Origin of the sequence: Rossellomorea sp. RS05, assembly GCF_039822645.1 — a bacterium.
GTDB classification, from domain to species: domain Bacteria; phylum Bacillota; class Bacilli; order Bacillales; family Bacillaceae_B; genus Rossellomorea; species Rossellomorea marisflavi_B.
Genome location: NZ_JBDKWY010000006.1, coordinates 61,415 through 78,481, shown reverse-complemented (window position 1 = coordinate 78,481; position 17,067 = coordinate 61,415). Strand labels below are relative to the sequence as shown.

General features: G+C 49.8%; 17 protein-coding genes. 2 read left to right on the top strand and 15 right to left on the bottom strand.

Annotated elements, in window-relative coordinates; all coding sequences use genetic code 11:
* Positions 1–32 precede the first annotated feature (32 nt).
* The 13 genes from atpB to ABJ225_RS15355 form a co-directional block, all read right to left on the bottom strand.
* Positions 33–746, bottom strand: coding sequence for a F0F1 ATP synthase subunit A (atpB, locus tag ABJ225_RS15415; RefSeq protein WP_290031841.1), 714 nt, complete (start codon positions 744–746; stop codon positions 33–35).
* A gap of 22 nt (positions 747–768) precedes the next feature.
* The gene (locus tag ABJ225_RS15410; protein WP_347320989.1) at positions 769–1,143 is read right to left on the bottom strand and encodes an ATP synthase subunit I; all 375 of its coding nucleotides are present in this window, start codon (positions 1,141–1,143) and stop codon (positions 769–771) included.
* A 5-nt stretch (positions 1,144–1,148) separates the two neighbouring features.
* Positions 1,149–1,370 (bottom strand): AtpZ/AtpI family protein, encoded by a 222-nt coding sequence (locus tag ABJ225_RS15405; protein ID WP_347320988.1) that lies wholly within the window; start codon positions 1,368–1,370, stop codon positions 1,149–1,151.
* 445 nt (positions 1,371–1,815) lie between these two features.
* Positions 1,816–2,967 (bottom strand): non-hydrolyzing UDP-N-acetylglucosamine 2-epimerase, encoded by a 1,152-nt coding sequence (gene wecB / locus ABJ225_RS15400; RefSeq protein WP_156450686.1) that lies wholly within the window; start codon positions 2,965–2,967, stop codon positions 1,816–1,818.
* A gap of 17 nt (positions 2,968–2,984) precedes the next feature.
* Positions 2,985–3,614 (bottom strand): uracil phosphoribosyltransferase, encoded by a 630-nt coding sequence (upp, locus tag ABJ225_RS15395; protein WP_048004863.1) that lies wholly within the window; start codon positions 3,612–3,614, stop codon positions 2,985–2,987.
* A gap of 199 nt (positions 3,615–3,813) precedes the next feature.
* Positions 3,814–5,055, bottom strand: coding sequence for a serine hydroxymethyltransferase (locus ABJ225_RS15390; RefSeq protein ID WP_056539158.1), 1,242 nt, complete (start codon positions 5,053–5,055; stop codon positions 3,814–3,816).
* A 186-nt stretch (positions 5,056–5,241) separates the two neighbouring features.
* Positions 5,242–5,784, bottom strand: a complete 543-nt coding sequence (locus ABJ225_RS15385) for a TIGR01440 family protein (RefSeq protein ID WP_056539161.1) — start codon at positions 5,782–5,784, stop codon at positions 5,242–5,244.
* A gap of 12 nt (positions 5,785–5,796) precedes the next feature.
* Complete coding sequence (gene rpiB, locus ABJ225_RS15380; protein ID WP_056539164.1) at positions 5,797–6,237, bottom strand: ribose 5-phosphate isomerase B; 441 nt, start codon at positions 6,235–6,237, stop codon at positions 5,797–5,799.
* A gap of 119 nt (positions 6,238–6,356) precedes the next feature.
* Positions 6,357–7,646, bottom strand: a complete 1,290-nt coding sequence (locus ABJ225_RS15375; RefSeq protein ID WP_056539166.1) for a methyl-accepting chemotaxis protein — start codon at positions 7,644–7,646, stop codon at positions 6,357–6,359.
* A 21-nt stretch (positions 7,647–7,667) separates the two neighbouring features.
* Positions 7,668–8,111: a low molecular weight protein arginine phosphatase gene (locus ABJ225_RS15370; RefSeq protein ID WP_148985691.1), complete on the bottom strand. Its 444-nt coding sequence runs from the start codon at positions 8,109–8,111 to the stop codon at positions 7,668–7,670.
* Positions 8,112–9,181: 1,070 nt separating this feature from the next.
* The gene (locus ABJ225_RS15365; protein ID WP_079514545.1) at positions 9,182–9,727 is read right to left on the bottom strand and encodes a manganese efflux pump MntP; all 546 of its coding nucleotides are present in this window, start codon (positions 9,725–9,727) and stop codon (positions 9,182–9,184) included.
* A 132-nt stretch (positions 9,728–9,859) separates the two neighbouring features.
* The gene (locus ABJ225_RS15360; protein ID WP_347320987.1) at positions 9,860–11,359 is read right to left on the bottom strand and encodes a tagaturonate reductase; all 1,500 of its coding nucleotides are present in this window, start codon (positions 11,357–11,359) and stop codon (positions 9,860–9,862) included.
* A 15-nt stretch (positions 11,360–11,374) separates the two neighbouring features.
* The gene (locus ABJ225_RS15355) at positions 11,375–12,868 is read right to left on the bottom strand and encodes a UxaA family hydrolase (protein ID WP_481900632.1); all 1,494 of its coding nucleotides are present in this window, start codon (positions 12,866–12,868) and stop codon (positions 11,375–11,377) included.
* A gap of 131 nt (positions 12,869–12,999) precedes the next feature.
* On the opposite strand from ABJ225_RS15355, the gene ABJ225_RS15350 reads away from it, so the two are divergent.
* Both ABJ225_RS15350 and ABJ225_RS15345 read left to right on the top strand, forming a co-directional pair.
* A complete protein-coding gene (locus ABJ225_RS15350) occupies positions 13,000–13,983 on the top strand; it encodes a LacI family DNA-binding transcriptional regulator (protein WP_347320985.1) in 984 nt (327 codons plus the stop codon).
* Positions 13,984–13,994: 11 nt separating this feature from the next.
* Positions 13,995–14,660, top strand: a complete 666-nt coding sequence (locus tag ABJ225_RS15345) for a rhamnogalacturonan acetylesterase (protein ID WP_347320984.1) — start codon at positions 13,995–13,997, stop codon at positions 14,658–14,660.
* 46 nt (positions 14,661–14,706) lie between these two features.
* On the opposite strand, the gene ABJ225_RS15340 is transcribed toward ABJ225_RS15345, so the two are convergent.
* Both ABJ225_RS15340 and ABJ225_RS15335 read right to left on the bottom strand, forming a co-directional pair.
* Entirely contained in the window at positions 14,707–15,888 is a 1,182-nt protein-coding gene (locus tag ABJ225_RS15340) for a GTP-binding protein (protein WP_079514271.1), read from the bottom strand.
* A gap of 19 nt (positions 15,889–15,907) precedes the next feature.
* Positions 15,908–17,050: a SidA/IucD/PvdA family monooxygenase gene (locus ABJ225_RS15335; RefSeq protein ID WP_347320983.1), complete on the bottom strand. Its 1,143-nt coding sequence runs from the start codon at positions 17,048–17,050 to the stop codon at positions 15,908–15,910.
* Between the last annotated feature and the right edge of the window lie 17 nt (positions 17,051–17,067).

The window sequence follows — 17,067 nt, the reverse complement described above, 5'->3', positions numbered from 1 at the left end:
ATTTGTTTTGTTCAATAAGAACAGGGTATATATTAATGGTCATGACTAACTTTATGAGACATATAGACCATCGTTAACATAACGAAAATGAATGACTGGATGGATCCGACGAAAACCGAGAATCCTTGCCAGGCAAGCGTCGGGATGATGGCTCCGATAAAGCCGCCGATTCCCTGGTGAGCGAGTCCTGTGATCAATAGTGAAAGCAGGATCTCACCGGCGTAGATGTTACCGTAAAGACGAAGACCTAATGTGAGGGTGTTCGCAAATTCTTCAATGATCTTAAGCGGGAATAAGAAACCCATCGGTCTGAAGAAGTCTTTACCATACTCACTGAAGCCTTTCATCTTGATGGCGTAGTAGTGAGTCAACACAACAACCATTACGGCCAGTGTCATCGTGACGATCGGATCGGCTGTTGGAGATTTCCACCAGAGTTCATGGTCGATCACGATTGAAAACGGAAGGCCAAGCATATTTGATACAAAAATGTACATGAGCAGAGTAAGACCCAACAGATGGAAGCGACCTCCAGTCTTCCAATCCATATTACTCTTCACGATGTTCTTCACAAAATCCATAACCCATTCCATGAAGTTCTGGGCGCCCGTTGGCTTTAACGCCAGTCTGCGGGTACACAACACGGCGATCAGGAACACGATCACGGTCGCCACCGTCATCATCAATACGTTCGCCAGGTTGAATGTAAGGCCCAAAAATTCAGCTGTAGGATTTTCATGTTGCAATGAAATTCACCTCTCTTCCCCGCTATTTATGTGGCTGTAGCTGCTGAATAAAATAATCTATCATAATAACAATATAAATTGTCATTAATCCAATGACCGCGCTCAAGAAATGGAAATATTCAGGATACTTAATCGCGATGATCGCCACGAATGCAGCACCCGCCATCCTTGAGAATGTACCTAATGACCGGACCTTATGACCTGCCACGACGGCATCTCCGAAGCGCAACGTTCTCCTCATGATCAGCCAGTGGCTGAACAGACTTACGCTTGTCCCTAAGATGAGCCCAAGGAAAATAGACTGATAGGAAGTGAAACCCCAACCGAGGACGTAAAAGGAAAGGAGGAAAAGTATGTACTTCCGATGCCTGTTAAAGAGCTCTTGAAGTTCTGGCATTAACATTAATCTCCCGAAAAGAAATGTTGGACTGTACGAAGCATAGTGTAGATTCCTGTTGTTAACCCGAGAAGCAGTCCAATGATTAAGAATAGTGGTTTGGTGTCCCATAATCCATCCAACCATCTCCCCCCGAAGATTCCGATTAACATGGAACCAACCAGCTGAGACAGAATGGCAGAATACAAGGCCATCGCTTGATACGGGCGTCGATTTGGTTGACGCATAGTGTCATCCCCACACAGGAATTATAGTGGAAAAATATAGATATAAAACCGTTTTCATTCTGTGGAAGTTTTTGTGAAAACCTTACCATTCTATATCCTTTGTAAGCATACAATAGGGTAAAATCAATGTCAATGCGTACAAAGTAAAAAGTCCACAACCTATCCTAGTGTTCCAATATTGTTCACATTTTAAACACAAAATAAGAAAAGAGGAAGGAGCTTGTTCTGATGCGATTCACAACAACATAAATCATTCACTATGTATTCATTTATCCTACTTAACTATTCATTCCACTCAACATTGCTCACCACTGAGCAAACTACCCGAGCATTAAGATACCACAGATTTCGGTAAGACAAAAGAGGAAACTACTGGTTTGTGCCTATTTTTTTGCGAAAAAGAAAAAAGGTACACGCATGCAAGCGTGTACCTTCTATATTATATTCATTCATTTGGAGAGAATGAGTCTGGTCGATCTTCAAGATGACCGAAGTGATAGCGGATCGCCTGGGCAATCCTGTATGAAGCCAGTCCGTCTCCGTACGGGTTGGCCGCTTTTGACATGGAGCTGTGGGCTTCAGGATCGGTGAGAAGTTCATTGGCTAGCTTGTAAATGTTCTCTTCTTCATTTCCTGCAAGCTTCAGCGTACCTGCTTCGATTCCTTCCGGGCGCTCCGTCGTATCACGAAGCACAAGGACGGGCACTCCAAGGGATGGCGCTTCCTCTTGAACCCCGCCGGAATCGGTGAGGATCAAGTGGGCCCTGGAGGCAAAGTTGTGGAAGTCGATGACATCAAGTGGTTCGATCAAATGAATGCGGGGATCCCGGCCCAACACTTCATCCGCCACTTCACGTACAGCAGGATTCAAGTGCACCGGATATACCACTTGGATATCTTCCTGTTCTTCCACCAGGCGCTTGATGGCACGGAACATATTCCTCATCGGCTGTCCGAGGTTTTCCCGACGATGCGCCGTCAACAATACTAGGCGATCTGATCCGATTCGATCGAGGACTTCATGGTGATAATCTTCTTTGACCGTCGTCTTCAAAGCATCGATGGCCGTATTCCCTGTTATGAAGATGCTCTCTTCCTTCTTGTTCTCTTCCAGAAGGTTACGCGCCGATTTGTCTGTAGGAGAGAAGTGAAGATCAGCCATGACACCAGTCAGCTGGCGATTCATCTCTTCCGGGAATGGCGAGTACTTGTTCCAGGTACGAAGGCCGGCTTCGACATGACCGACGGCAATCTGATTATAATAGGCTGCCAAACTCGCCACGAAGGTGGTCGTCGTATCCCCATGCACAAGAACGATATCGGGCTTGGCTTCCTTCATGACACGATCCAGCCCTTCGAGACCACGGGTCGTGACATCAATCAATGTTTGCCGGTCCTTCATGATGTTCAGGTCGTGATCAGGATTGATATCGAAGATGGACATGACCTGATCCAGCATTTGACGATGCTGGGCGGTAACCGTCACGATTGTTTCAAAGCTTTCCGGATACTTCTTCAGTTCAAGGACAAGGGGTGCCATCTTGATGGCTTCCGGCCTTGTCCCAAAAATGGTCATCACCTTGATCGGATTGGCCAATGATTTCATCACCCTTCTTATTTCGTTCCGTATAGACGGTCTCCTGCGTCACCAAGACCAGGTACGATATAGCCTTTTTCGTTGAGCTTTTCATCTAGGGCCGCAATGTAGATATCCACATCAGGATGCGCTTCTTTAATGGCTTCGACACCTTCAGGACATGCAACAAGACACATGAAACGAATGCTTTGGGCACCGCGCTTCTTAAGGGAATTGATTGCCTCGACGGCAGACCCCCCAGTTGCAAGCATCGGATCGACGAGGATGAAATCGCGCTCTTCTACGTCACTTGGGAGTTTTACATAGTATTCAATCGGTTTGAGGGTTTCCGGGTCGCGGTAAAGGCCGACGTGACCTACTTTGGCTGCAGGGATCAGCTTCAGGATCCCGTCAACCATGCCCAGTCCTGCACGCAGGATCGGTACGATCCCCAGTTTCTTTCCTGCAAGGGTCTTTGCCTGTGCAGGGCTTACCGGCGTTTGAACCTCGATATCTTCAAGGGGCAGGTCGCGTGTGATTTCGAATGCCATGAGTGTGGCAACCTCATCCACCAGCTCGCGGAATTCCTTTGTACCCGTTTCTTTATCACGGATGAATGTTAACTTATGTTGGATCAATGGATGATCAAATACGTATACTTTTCCCACTCGACTCTCTCCTTTAAGTTTGATTTATGTAAATAAGCGGTAGACTTCCTTTACACCTCTGATAATTGTACATAAAAGCGTTTTGAAGAGCAACACGGGATTCAGGGTGTAATCGAATCGTTACATATTCTACATGTTCTATGATTCTATCAGTCCAGCAAAAAGCCCCTTGACCGTTAAGATCAAAGGGGCTTGCACATTATTGCTCAGGATACAATTCGAATCGGCTGGTAAGATCCGTTACACGCTTGCGTGCTTCTTCCAGTTTGGTTTCATCCTCATGGTTTTTCAGTGTAAGGGCGATGATCGACGCGATCTCGTCCATCTCTCCTGCACTGAAGCCCCTGGATGTAACGGCTGCTGTACCGATACGGATACCACTTGTAACGAACGGGCTTTCCGGATCGAACGGGATGGTATTCTTATTCACGGTGATGCCGATCTCATCAAGGACTTTCTCAGCCACTTTTCCTGTCAGGCTCAATGAGCGCAGGTCGATCAGCAATAGATGGTTGTCAGATCCTCCGGAAACAAGGTTGATTCCTTCTTTCGTAAGGCCTTCTCCAAGACGGGCTGCGTTATCAATGATGTTTTGAGCGTACTCTTTGAACGAATCCTGCAGTGCCTCACCGAATGCCACAGCTTTTGCCGCGATGACGTGCATCAATGGACCCCCTTGGATACCAGGGAAAATGGATTTGTCAATTTTCTTGGCAAACTCTTCTTTGCATAGGATCATGCCGCCACGTGGTCCGCGAAGCGTTTTATGTGTGGTTGTCGTAACGAAATCGGAATATGGTACAGGATTCTGGTGAAGTCCTGCAGCCACAAGGCCCGCGATGTGAGCCATATCCACCATGAGGTAGGCACCTACTTCATCGGCGATTTCACGGAACTTGGCGAAATCGATTTTGCGTGGGTATGCACTGGCTCCAGCAACGATGAGCTTCGGCTTATGCTCAAGTGCTTTCTGACGTACATCTTCATAATTTATCAATTGATTCTCTTCATCTACGCCGTACTCCACGAAGTTGTATTGAACCCCACTGAAGTTCACCGGACTGCCGTGAGTGAGGTGACCCCCATGGGACAAGTTCATACCAAGGACTGTGTCTCCCTGTTCGAGGATGGTAAAGTAAACTGCCATGTTGGCCTGGGCACCCGAGTGAGGCTGAACATTGACGTGTTCTGCGCCGAAGAGTTCTTTTGCACGGTCGCGGGCGAAGTTTTCAGCCACATCGACATGCTCGCACCCACCATAATAGCGACGGCCGGGATATCCTTCTGCGTACTTATTCGTCAACACGGAGCCCTGGGCTTCCATGACTGCTTCACTGACAAAGTTCTCTGACGCGATCAACTCGATCTTTGTACGCTGACGTTCCAATTCTTCCTGAATCGATGCATAAAGTTCCGGATCTTGCTTGGCAATCTTACTCATACGTATCCTCCTTCAATTCATGGACCCGGCTCTACCGGGCTTTGATTCATTCAATCACATTCTAACATGATTGAGCTAAAAGCGAAATAAAAAGAAGCATTTATTAAAAATGTTCGGTTTTACACAAAATCCCTTCTGAGAAAAAAGGTGTGTTCACATAAAAAAACACCCGAAAAAGGGTGCTTTTCACTCATAGACCGCACGGTTCCCACCGATCAGTTTAGGTCGGGTCCTCGCAAGGGTCACGTGGGCGTGTCCGAGACTGCGCACGCTGACCCGGACCGGAACGGCCACGTGCTTCAAATGCATACCGATGAAGGTATCACCGATGTCGATGCCCGCATCGGCCTTGATATGCTCAACGATGACGGGATCCTGAAAGCGATGATAAGCATGAGTGGCCATGGCGCCACCCGCTTTCCTCACGGGTACGACCGTGACTTCGTCAAGATTTTTCGTCTCAGCCGTTTCTCGTTCGATGACAATCGCCCGGTTCAAGTGTTCACAGCATTGAAAGGCAAGGGATACGCCTGATTTATCCGCGTACTCTTTTAGCTCTTCATAGATCAATTCAGCCGTATCGATGGTCCCTGCCGTACCGATCTTTTCCCCCATCACCTCGGAGGTAGAGCAGCCGATGACGAGGACCTGTCCTCTTCTGAGTGGAACCTGATCATGAAACTCCTGAAGAATAGTCTGAAACGCTTGCTTCAGTTGGGTGTGATCCATGATGACCTCTCCTCACTTCTCTTCGTAGCTTGTGATCTTTCCAATGCGGTTTGAGTGCCTGCCACCCTGAAATTCAGTCTGGAGCCAAGTTTTAGCGATTTCACGTGCAAGTCCCGGTCCGATGACGCGCTCACCCATGGCAAGGATATTGCTGTCATTATGTTCACGTGTTGCTTTGGCACTGAACACGTCGTGTACAAGGGCACAGCGGATCCCTTTTACTTTATTCGCAGAAATACTCATTCCGATGCCGGTTCCGCAGATGAGGATCCCTCGATCGAATTCACCATTGGCCACTTTTTCGGCAACCGGCAGTGCATAATCCGGATAATCCACGGATGTGCCGCATTCGCAACCGAAGTCTTCATACTGAAGGCCAAGCTCATCCATCAATGATTTTATTTCTTCACGGATATTCACACCGCCGTGATCGGATGCAATTGCGATCTTCATCTGTTCTCCCCCAATTCATTCTTTCCTTCTATTTTGCCACAGGCACCCCATTATATAAAGGAATTGAATTGTTTTTTTCGTTATATAGGAAAAGCACGGGAACCCCCGTGCTTTTTGGATCAAAGATGGAATTTTGTAATAGTTCCTTTGAGTGACTCCGCCTGTGATTTCAATTGATGGGCGAGCTCTTCCACGTTCTTCATGACGCCTGCCTGCTCATTCGTTGCTTCAGACACTTCTTCCGCTCCGGCGGATGTTTCCTCTGCAATCGCCGCTACTTCCTGAGATTGATTGGACGTGAGCTGGATGCTCTTCATCTGATCATCCACGAGGACAGAGATCGTCTTGACGGAATCGACGACTTCATGGATGCTTTTGGTCATATTCTGGATGACCCGATTGGTCTGTTCACCTTTATCCGCTTCCTTATTGGCGGTGGTCACTTGATCTGTAATCTTACCGACTACCAGTCCGACCTCGGTCTGGATGTTTTGGATCAATCCTGAAATGCCCTGCACTGCTTTTCCGCTCTCATCAGCCAGGTTACGTACTTCCTCCGCAACAACCGCAAATCCCTTACCGTGCTCCCCGGCCCTTGCCGCCTCGATGGATGCATTCAGAGCAAGCAGATTGGTCTGGTTGGCAATGTCCCCCACAAGCTGGATGATCTGCTCGACTTCCCGGGCGTGGCCCTCGAGTCGCTTCACAGCTTCAAGGGACGATTCATTCCCTGAAGCCAATCGGTTGATTCCTTCTACAAGTGAATGGATGACATCCTTACTCTCATTCAATTCTGCCACCATGGTTGCCGACAGCTTCTCAGATGATTTGGAATGATCCTGTACTTCCTGCGCAATGCGGATGACATCTTCAACGGATTCCGCCGTTGTCTGGATGGCCGCTGCTGAACTTTCTGCACCTGCAGAGATTTCGCTGATCGTCCTGGATACGGAATTGGCTTGAGTGGAGGCAAGTTCGGATGCGTCGGAAAGCTCCTGTACATACGTATTGGTCTTGCTGAAATTCTCGTCGATGCTCGCCACCATTTCCCGCAGATTATGCAGCATCTTGTTATACGCCATCCCGAGGGAGCGGATCTCGTCATCGGATTTCGACAGTTCCACTTCTGTAGAAATGTCCCCATCCGCCGCTTTCAAAGCCGCTTGTTCCAATCGTTGCAGAGGCTTATCGATATACCCTGCTGCAAGATACGCAAGGAACCCCGACCAGAAAATCCCCATTCCAAGAGTAGCGAGGGTAAACCAGAAATCACTTACATCAGATGCAAATGTCGGTTTAATGAAATAAATGAACGCGGCACTCGTCGTATACGTGATGATTGCCAGAAGTGTGGTGAATAGTACAATCTTCTTCCTGAGACCTTTCTTGGAGCCTTTCCCTTTAGCCATCCTTCTCTCTCCCTGTCTGCTTCACTCACGCTCCAGTTTGTCCATTAACTGACCGATCAAGGAATCCAGTTCGTTGTATGTATGCCGGTAGATTTCAACGCTGCCTCCATACGGATCGGAAACATCAAGGTTTTCCGGGTCCTCAAGGACGTATTCCTTCAGCGTGAAGATCTTATCGGCTATATGGGGATATTGATCTACGATCGCCCATTTATGGCCCTGTGTCATGGTGAAAATATATGAAGCCCAGTCCAGTTTTTCACGTGTGATGGAGCTGGATTGGTGCTTATGTATTATATCGTTCTCTTTTAGCACTTCTTTAGCTTGAATTGAGGCATCTGCTCCGTCCATGGCAAATACGCCTGCGGATTTCACTTGGATTCCTTCGTGGTTGTTATGCTTCAGGATTGCTTCAGCCATAGGGCTTCGGCAGGTGTTTCCTGTGCAGATAAATAGAATATTCATTGGATCATCCTCCTTGTTACCTATTATAAATTAATTTCCAATTTGGACAAAGAGCATTCATGCTTATTCGGTTGGAGCGTTTCATGGCGGAGGTGGAAATGTAGTTTTTCTTCATGGGATTGTTTGATCTAGGATAAGACATGGATAGCATGGATGTTGGCCTTTGCAAGTTTGGATGGCTCCCTTTGGTCTCAGCTGGATGAATCTGCATGATTCTCTTCCTCATGACGGCCGCAGACTGGACGTTCCGTTTCGCTGCGGCCGCCTGCTTTCCACGGGGAGGAAGTCGAGCCTCCTCATTCTTGCGGGGTCTCGACCTTTCCTCTTTTCCCGCTGGAGTCAGGCGGCCTCCGCTTCACTTCACTCTTGGTAGAGAGTGGACTTAAATTCTTCACGAGAATTGTATAAAATTTTTGATGCGTTTGGAAGCCAACTACTTTGCTCTTATTTAGAAAGAGGTTAAGACTCCAAGGATGGATTTTACTCTTTGAATAAAGATTTAAAATGGAATCTCACTTCAACCTTAAAATGATGATAAGCTATTGACGCTAATACCCTCCAAAGAGTGTAGTGAAGTGGAGGGCGACCGACTCCAGCGTGGATCAGAGGCAAGGTTGAGACCCTGCAGGCGTCAGCCGAAGCGGCTCAACTGCCTCCCCGCAGGAAAGCGGTCGACCGAAGCGAAATGAACCACTCCAGCATCCACACACTCTGATACCATCTAGAGATTCACCTCTATGCCTTGAAAATATAAATCTACTTCCAGCCAGTCCTTTCCCCCTCTCCCTCCAGAACTTTAAGCTTATATCCTCCAAAGAGTGTAATGAAGCGGAGGGCGGCAGACTCCAGCGTGGATCAGAGGCAAGGTTGAGACCCTGCAGGCGTCAGCCGAAGCGGCTCAACTGCCTCCCCGCAGGAAAGCGGCCGCCCGCAGCGAAATGAAACGAACCACTCCAGCATCCACACACTCTGATACCATCTATAGATCCCCCTACCTGCAATGAAGTGGTCGCCCGCAGCGGCATACATTTTATCAAGCTACCAACAAGAAAAAGCCCCACACAGGGACTTCAAAAAGGAAGAAGCAACTTGATGCCGAATAAGAACAGTATGCTTCCGCCAAGTGCTTCGCTGTAGGTGCCGAGGACCCCTTGGAATCGCCTCCCAATGAGAAGTCCTGCCCATGTAAGGACAGTGGCGGCGAAACCGAAACAGGCGACGGCGGCAACGGTTCTTGCTCCAAAGATCCCAAGGCTCAGTCCGACAGAGAAGCTGTCGAGACTGACGCTCAGTGCAAATAGGACGAGGCCGAATCCCACGGGTGAAACGAGCGTGGTCTCCTCCTCCTTGAAGCTCGAAAGGAACATCTGGATCCCAAGAACAATTAAGAGGATCCCTCCTGCATATGTAGCAAATGTCCCGAACGTGTTGGAAAGGAACTTCCCCGTCATCATCCCGAGCAGCGGCATCCACACGTGGAATATGCCGACCACGATACCGATATATAGGATCTGCCTAAGCCTAAGCTGGAACATCCCCATCCCGATGCCGATCGAGAATGCATCCATCCCAAGCGCAAAGGCCATCAGCATAAGTGTCACCAATTCTCCGATCATTGTCATTCTCACAATTCCTCCCCCGGACATGCCTATAGAGAAATGTATGCGTGTCCCGGAAGAATTAGACGAGCGTGTTTTGTCCAAACATGAAAAGACGCCCAGCAAATGAGCGTCTTTTCCTATAGCATTCTATGATTTTACCGAACCGCTCCCAACTACTTTTTTAACGGCAGCGGCCATTCCTTCGATCAGGATCGTTTCGATATGAGCAGCCACCCGTTCTGCGAGCCCATTCATTGCGTCAAGATCTTCTCCCCAGATGTCCTCACGGCTGAGGATGGAACGGACAGCAGCAAGGATGGTGATCCTACCTTCCTCAATGGCCTGCCACGTGTCAAGAAGGAGGGTGTTTACTACCGGGTTTTCCCGCGTCTCATACTCTTCCTCGCCTCTTTCAGCTATCAGCCCTTTTTCAGTGGTGCGAATCGGCTTGTAGTATACGAGCAGGGCAGCGAGGGCGAGAACCAATGTTTCAGGAAGTTCCCCACGAACGGCATGGGTCTTCAATCGGGGCAAAAGCCTCGATGTGTACTTAAAAAATGAGTTCATGCCGATATCGAGGAGGAAATGCTTATTATAAGGGTTCAAGAAGCGGTCCACGACTCCTGACGTAAACTCCTTCTTGACTTCTTCTTTCATTGGAAGGGCCTCCTGGATGTCCAGGAATCCCTGCTCAACGAAGGAGCGAAGGGAAGGGGTGGTCATCACATCCAGGACTGTGTCAGCCCCCGCCAGATATCCGACGGGTGTCATGAGGGTATGGGGACCGTTGAGGAGTCCCACCTTCAAGTCCCGCTGTTCCTGGACTCCGCCCCACTTCACATTGAGGCCGGCTTTGTGGAGGGGGAAGATTTCCTTGAATCGTTCATCGGCATCGATGGCGAACAGGTGATATGGTTCGCCTACTGTGATGAGCTCATCATCATAGCCGAGACGTTCTCGGTATTCGGCTTCCTGCCCCCGGGGGAAACCGGTGACGATCCGGTCGACGAGCGTGTCGCAGAATACATTCGAGTGGTCAAGCCATTCAAAGAAGGCCTCTGAATATCCCCAGTCTTCCGCTACCCTATGCACGATGGATTTGAGCTTCTTTCCATTCTCCTCGATCAATTCACACGGCAGGATGTATAACCCTTTATCCCCTGCTCCCTCGTAATGCGTGAACCGGTGGTGCAGGAGGGCAGCAAGTTTTCCGGGATACGAAAGGGGCGAAACATCACCTTCATACGGCTCCTCTTGGTAGACGATGCCGGCTTCCGTCGTATTGGACACGATGATCTGGAGGTCGGCAGATTCCACCGCCCGCTTCATGGCAGGCCAGTCTGAATAGGGGTTGATGCCCCCGCTGATGGATGAGATGACTTCATGATAATCGACGGTCTCTCCATTCTTACGGCCCCTCAAGACCGCCGTGTACAGATAATCCTGTGCGGCGAGCTTCGGCAGCACCTTTCCGTGGGGCGTCGGCTGCACGGCGATGACGGATCCGTTGAAAACGCCCTGTTTGTTCATTTCCTGGATCATCCAATCGATGAATCCCCTGAGGAAATTCCCTTCCCCGATCTGCAGGACCTTGGCCGGAAGATGCTGATAGGATGAGCTGTTGGGTACTTCTTTACTAAGCTTCATACAAAATCCTCCCTCTCACAGCGTGACGCCGTCTTTGAAAATGGAAATCTCCTTGAATCCCAGTCGTTCATTATGGGTGCGCGCTTCCCCTGATGCGAGAATCGTGATGTAATCAAAGAACTCGTCGGCGAGCTCTTCCTTTCCCCTGCCTTCGATGAGCTGTCCCGCATTGAAATCGATCCAATTCGTCTTCTTCTGGGCAAGGGCTGAGTTGGTGGAGATCTTCACTGTCGGTACAGGACCTCCGAACGGGGTTCCCCGTCCCGTGGTGAACAGGACGATATGAGCACCTGCAGCCGTGAGGGCGGTGACGGAAACGAGGTCATTTCCCGGTCCTTGGACGAGATGAAGGCCTTCACCATTTGTGCGGTCCCCGTAGGCAACGACATCGGCAATCTCCCCGAACCCGCCTTTTTGGATATTTCCGAGGGACTTTTCTTCAAGGGTCGTGATTCCGCCTTTTTTATTCCCTGGAGATGGATTCTCATAGACGTTCTGTCCATGCTTCAGGAAGTATTCCTTGAAGTCATTGACGAGGTCGACGATCTTTTCGAACACCCCTCCATTTTTGGCCCGGCTCATGAGGATCTCTTCCGCCCCGAACATCTCGGGTACTTCCGTCAGGATGGTGGTTCCTCCTTCCGAGATGAGCCTGTCGGAAAATGCTCCGACGAGCGGGTTCCCGGTAATGCCGGAGAAGCCGTCCGATCCGCCGCACTTCAATCCTACTTTCAACTTTGAAAGGGGTACTTCCTGACGTTTGAATGTCTTCGCATAGTCGGCAAGCTCTTCGATGAGTTCAAGAGATTCGGAGATTTCATCATCGGCACTCTGGACTTCGATGAACTTCACCCTCCGTGGGTCATAATCGCCAATCACCTTCTTGAATTCTTCAATGTAATTATTCTCGCAGCCGAGACCCATGACGAGAATGCCCGCAGCATTTGGGTGGTGGACGAGGCCGCTCAGGATCTTCTGGGTATTATGAAGATCGTCCCCAAGCTGGGAACACCCGAAGAGATGAGAGAAGCTGTGCACCCCGTCGATGCCTTCGAATTGATCACCGGCCATCTTTGCCACCATTTCCGCAGTCTTATTGATGCAGCCCACCGTGTTGATGATCCAGATTTCATTGCGGATCCCGACTTCCCCGTTTTCCCTGATATATCCTTGAAAGGTTTTGGTCGACGGCTTCGGTACGATTTTGTCATCTGTGGGCTTGTAGTCATACTGCAGCGTCCCTTTGAGGTTGGTCACCACATTGTGGGTGTGAATCCAATCTCCGCGGTCGATCGGCTCTGACGCCCTCCCGATCGGCATACCGAACTTGATAACGTTTTCATTTTTCTGGATCGGTTCCCTTGCAATTTTATGTCCGGCCGGTACGGCTTCCCTCAGGACGACTTCCCTGTCGCCATCCACCACGCGTTCCCCTGCTTCAAAATCCCTCAGTGCAATCAGGACATTGTCCCGTTCATGAATGACGATCGTTGAACTGTTCAATCCCATTCTCCCCCTCTTGTTGACAAAATAACAACGTTGTTATTATCATAGTATCATTCCTTTTTTCTGTCAATGAAGAGTTGTATCGACAACCGACAGAGAGATATAATGAAAACATCATAGTGCTGGAGGTTACCATGGGAGTCACAATCAAAGATATAGCAAAAGCGGCGGGGGTGAGCTTTTCCACCGTATCAAAAGCATTGCGGGACAGCCCACTTGTCAAGGAACCGACGAAAAAGCGGATCACCGAAATCGCCATGGAGCTCGGATATCAACCGAACGCAGCGGCGAGGAGCCTGGTCTCGAAGAAGTCCCATACAATCGGGATCATCTGGCCGACCATCGAAGGGACCGCCCACTCTTCCCTCATCACCCGCTTGAATACACAGCTGGAGCAGCTCTCGTATACGACCCTGATCTCCATCAACGATAAAGAATTCGCCATCAATCTTTTCAACCGCTATCAGGTGGATGCCATCCTTTGTTTTGATGACAATCCGGAGCTCCAAGCTGATACACCATCGGCGGTTCCCGTCGTCTCATACGGGATTGCCGATAAAGGAAGCGCATCGCCGACGGTAGACGTCCAGCGGAAAAAGGCCGTCTATATGGCGACCAATTATCTTTCCTCCATTGGTCACCGGTTCATCAGCTATATCGGGGTCCTGGATAAACCGATTCAGGATGAAAAAGCGAAGGGCTTCAAACTGGCAGCGGAAGGACTGGGACTCCCCGGTTTCGCACACCAGATCGTGGACGTTCCGAAGCTTGAACCGTATGATGGGTACGTCGCGGCCAAGGAGGTCCTCCAAAGCGTTGAACGTCCCACGGCAATCATCAGCGGGAGTCATGATCTTTCCAAGGGGATCCTGAGGGCTGCAGCAGAGTGCGGAATCAAGGTCCCGGAAGACCTTTCCATCATCAGCTACGACAACCTTCCAGATGAAAACGATACCCCCATCCCCCTCTCGACGGTCGGGGTCCCACTGGATCACATCACGTTACGCTTGACAGATGTCCTGATGGATGTCATCAATGAAGATGATATAGAAAAGGTCCTATTCCTGGAACCTGAGCTCAAAGTGACGGATTCTTGCCGTCCACCATCCAACCATTAGGAGGAGAAACCATGTCATTTTCCATTTTTCTTGCAGGTGATTCAACTGTAGCGGATTACCCTGAAACTTCTGCTCCACAAGCCGGTTGGGGGCAACAATTCCCGGCCTTTCTGGATTCGAGCATCTCGGTCCGGAATCATGCCGCTAACGGACGCAGCTCCAAAAGCTTCATCGATGAAGGAAGACTGGATGTGATCGAAAATGAAATCGCTGAAGGGGATTATCTCTTCATCCAGTTCGGTCACAATGACAGCAAGCAGGATGGACGATTCACGGATCCTTTCACCACCTATAAGGAGTATCTGCTCCGCTATATCGAAACCGCAAAAGAAAAGAAAGCGCATCCGGTCCTCATAACGCCCGTGGCGAGAAGTAAATTCGGAAGCGACGGTACTGTGCTGGACACCCACGGGGATTACCCTGCAGCGATGAAGGAGCTTGCACGGGAACAATCCGTCCCTGTCATCGATCTTCACAAGAAGAGCTTGAAGCTCCTGGATACGTTGGGTCCGATCCGGTCCAAAGCGCTCTATATGTGGATAGACCCGCATCCCAATTTTCCAGACGGCGCCATGGATAACACGCATTTTAATAAAGACGGAGCGCGGGAAATCGCCGCTATTGTAAAGAAAGAACTTGAAGGGGTCGTGCCAGAACTGACTCCAACAATAAAATAAATCAACAGAAGCCTGATCCTTTTAATGGGATCAGGCTTTTCTTCATTCAGTATTGAATAACGAAGGAAGGAATTGGATCGTTGAACTGCATCCAGTCCATTCCCATCTCATCATCTGTGAGAAGGCAACGATCCAAGGAACCCTCGATTTGGTGACGGTCCATATCCATACCGATCATGACGAGCTCGGTCATACGATCCCCGTATTCTGGATCCCACTTTTCCTTGAGCTCGGTTTCCTCTTCAAGAAGCTCGCGGATTTCACCTTCTGGATAGGTCGCAATCCATGGGCCAGCCCCTTGGATCATGATGGATGGACCCGCTTGTGAAAGAAGGCCGGCAGTATCGTTGCGGCTTGCAAGCCAGAAGAAGCCCTTTGCCCTTACAACCTCTTCCGGCCACCCTTCAAGCCATTCCATGAAGCGACCAGGGTGGAACGGCCTCACCCGCCTATAGACAAAGGACGAGATGTTGTATTCATCCGTTTCAGGGACATGCTCTTCCTGTAGCTCCTTGATCCATCCTGCACTTTGGCTGGCGGACTCGAATTGGAATGAATGTGTGTTCAACACCTCTTCAAGGTCGACCCTTGCATGGCTGGATTCGATGATTCTGGCATCTGCATTGAGCTTCCTCAGGACCGCCCTTAGCTCATTGACAGACTCCTCCGCAACCAGATCGGTTTTGTTCAAGAGGATGACGTTGGCAAACTCGATTTGGTCGATCAGCAGGTCGACGATTTCCCTTTCATCGGTCTCGTCTGCTGCCTGACTTCGATCGAGCAGCGTCTCCCCACTGGCAAAGTCGTGCCAGAAACGGTTGGCATCAACCACCGTCACCATCGTATCCAGCCTTGTTTTCCCGATCAGATCGACACCGGTCGCTTCATCGGCATACGTGAAGGTCTGGGCGACAGGCACCGGCTCGGAGATACCCGAAGACTCAATGACGATATAGTCAATGTCCCCTTGTTCCACAAGGCGATCGACTTCAATAAGCAGGTCTTCGCGCAACGTGCAACAGATGCATCCATTCTGAAGCTCCACAAGTTTTTCATCGGTCCGGGTGAAGCCCTCTTTCTTCACAAGGGACGCATCAATATTCACCTCGCTCATATCATTGACGATGACGGCGATCTTCCTACCCTCCCTGTTGTGGAGAATATGGTTCAATAACGTCGTTTTTCCTGATCCTAAATAGCCGCTCAATACAGTTACTGGTATTCTCAATGGTCTCTCTCCTTTTCATTTACATACTTCCGATGATTCGTTCCGCTGCTTTCCTCGCTCCTGCAATATTCCTGGCGACGGGACCGATCTCCAGTTCGGCCAGTGGTCCGGATACATAAAGGTGATCGCACCATTCCAAGTGCTCGTTGACGATAGGGAATCCGCATTGTGCACATACCAGCCCTTCCTTCCTGACCAGTTCACGGACCCACTCCGTTTCCATTATCTTTGGGCAAAATCCCGTTGCCAGCAACAGTGTTTTCCCTTCCCACCGGGAGTGCTTCAAGGAAAGCGAAAGGGTCGATCCATCCACCCCGCTTCCTTTCACTTCATCCTCGATGAATCGGTACTCACCACGGTCCTCCAGCCTCCTTAACCTGTGCCTGAGCTCGCTTGTCACTGACCCGCGATGGCGTGCATCGTGAATGGCTTGCCTCCTTTTTTTGTACGAAGGGAGTGAGTGGAATCCTCTCAAACACTTCGGACCGAGCCAGCCCGGATCACTGTCGAAATCATGGACCCGATAGGGATGCCTGCTGATTTGAACCACTCTCCCAGGATGTTCCCGAGCAAGCTTGATCACTAGATGGGCTGCTGTGATTCCGCCTCCCACAACGGCGATGTCAGGAGTGACCACCGGGAGCTTCTCTTGAAAGATATGCCCTACTTGGGTCGGTCGACTCGATCGCAACTCCTCGGCCCACTCGGGCACACTGAGCCTTTCATTCATCCCGGTGGCAATCACCAGATTCTTGCCTTCCACTGATCCCGAATCGGTTTCCACCACCCAGTGGTTCCCCGATTTTGTGACCCCTTGTACCCTCCCTTGCTGCCATCTCTCTTGCAAGCCGATGCTGGAGAAAATGGCTTTACTGTGACGATTGAAGAAATCAAGACCCGGCCTTTTGTATTTCCCGTAAAAGACGTCGGATCCCCCATCATTGAAGTAATGGAGGCTGAACGGATGAATATCACAATGATGGACGGATGGAGATCTTAAAAACGGCATGGAAATCCTTGATGTGAGGTCCTTCCACTTTTCGATGGGCCCCTTATGAGGATCTATGATACAGATTTGACTCGCAGGAATTCCTTTGCCCTTAATCAGATAGGTTGCGATGGTGCACCCGTGGATGCCGCCCCCTGCAATGATCCATTCCACCTTACCCACTCCTTTTT

Excerpts from the sequence above, each read along its gene's own strand:
- ABJ225_RS15345 (WP_347320984.1), top strand. The coding sequence starts at position 13,995 with ATGTCATTTTCCATTTTTCTTGCAGGTGATTCAACTGTAGCGGATTAC.
- ABJ225_RS15410 (WP_347320989.1), bottom strand. The coding sequence starts at position 1,143 with ATGCCAGAACTTCAAGAGCTCTTTAACAGGCATCGGAAGTACATACTT.
- ABJ225_RS15390 (WP_056539158.1), bottom strand. The coding sequence starts at position 5,055 with ATGAGTAAGATTGCCAAGCAAGATCCGGAACTTTATGCATCGATTCAG.
- rpiB (WP_056539164.1), bottom strand. The coding sequence starts at position 6,237 with ATGAAGATCGCAATTGCATCCGATCACGGCGGTGTGAATATCCGTGAA.
- ABJ225_RS15350 (WP_347320985.1), top strand. The coding sequence starts at position 13,000 with ATGGGAGTCACAATCAAAGATATAGCAAAAGCGGCGGGGGTGAGCTTT.
- ABJ225_RS15405 (WP_347320988.1), bottom strand. The coding sequence starts at position 1,370 with ATGCGTCAACCAAATCGACGCCCGTATCAAGCGATGGCCTTGTATTCT.
- ABJ225_RS15365 (WP_079514545.1), bottom strand. The coding sequence starts at position 9,727 with ATGATCGGAGAATTGGTGACACTTATGCTGATGGCCTTTGCGCTTGGG.
- ABJ225_RS15370 (WP_148985691.1), bottom strand. The coding sequence starts at position 8,111 with ATGAATATTCTATTTATCTGCACAGGAAACACCTGCCGAAGCCCTATG.
- ABJ225_RS15355 (WP_481900632.1), bottom strand. The coding sequence starts at position 12,868 with ATGGGATTGAACAGTTCAACGATCGTCATTCATGAACGGGACAATGTC.
- ABJ225_RS15360 (WP_347320987.1), bottom strand. The coding sequence starts at position 11,359 with ATGAAGCTTAGTAAAGAAGTACCCAACAGCTCATCCTATCAGCATCTT.
- ABJ225_RS15375 (WP_056539166.1), bottom strand. The coding sequence starts at position 7,646 with ATGGCTAAAGGGAAAGGCTCCAAGAAAGGTCTCAGGAAGAAGATTGTA.
- ABJ225_RS15385 (WP_056539161.1), bottom strand. The coding sequence starts at position 5,784 with ATGGATCACACCCAACTGAAGCAAGCGTTTCAGACTATTCTTCAGGAG.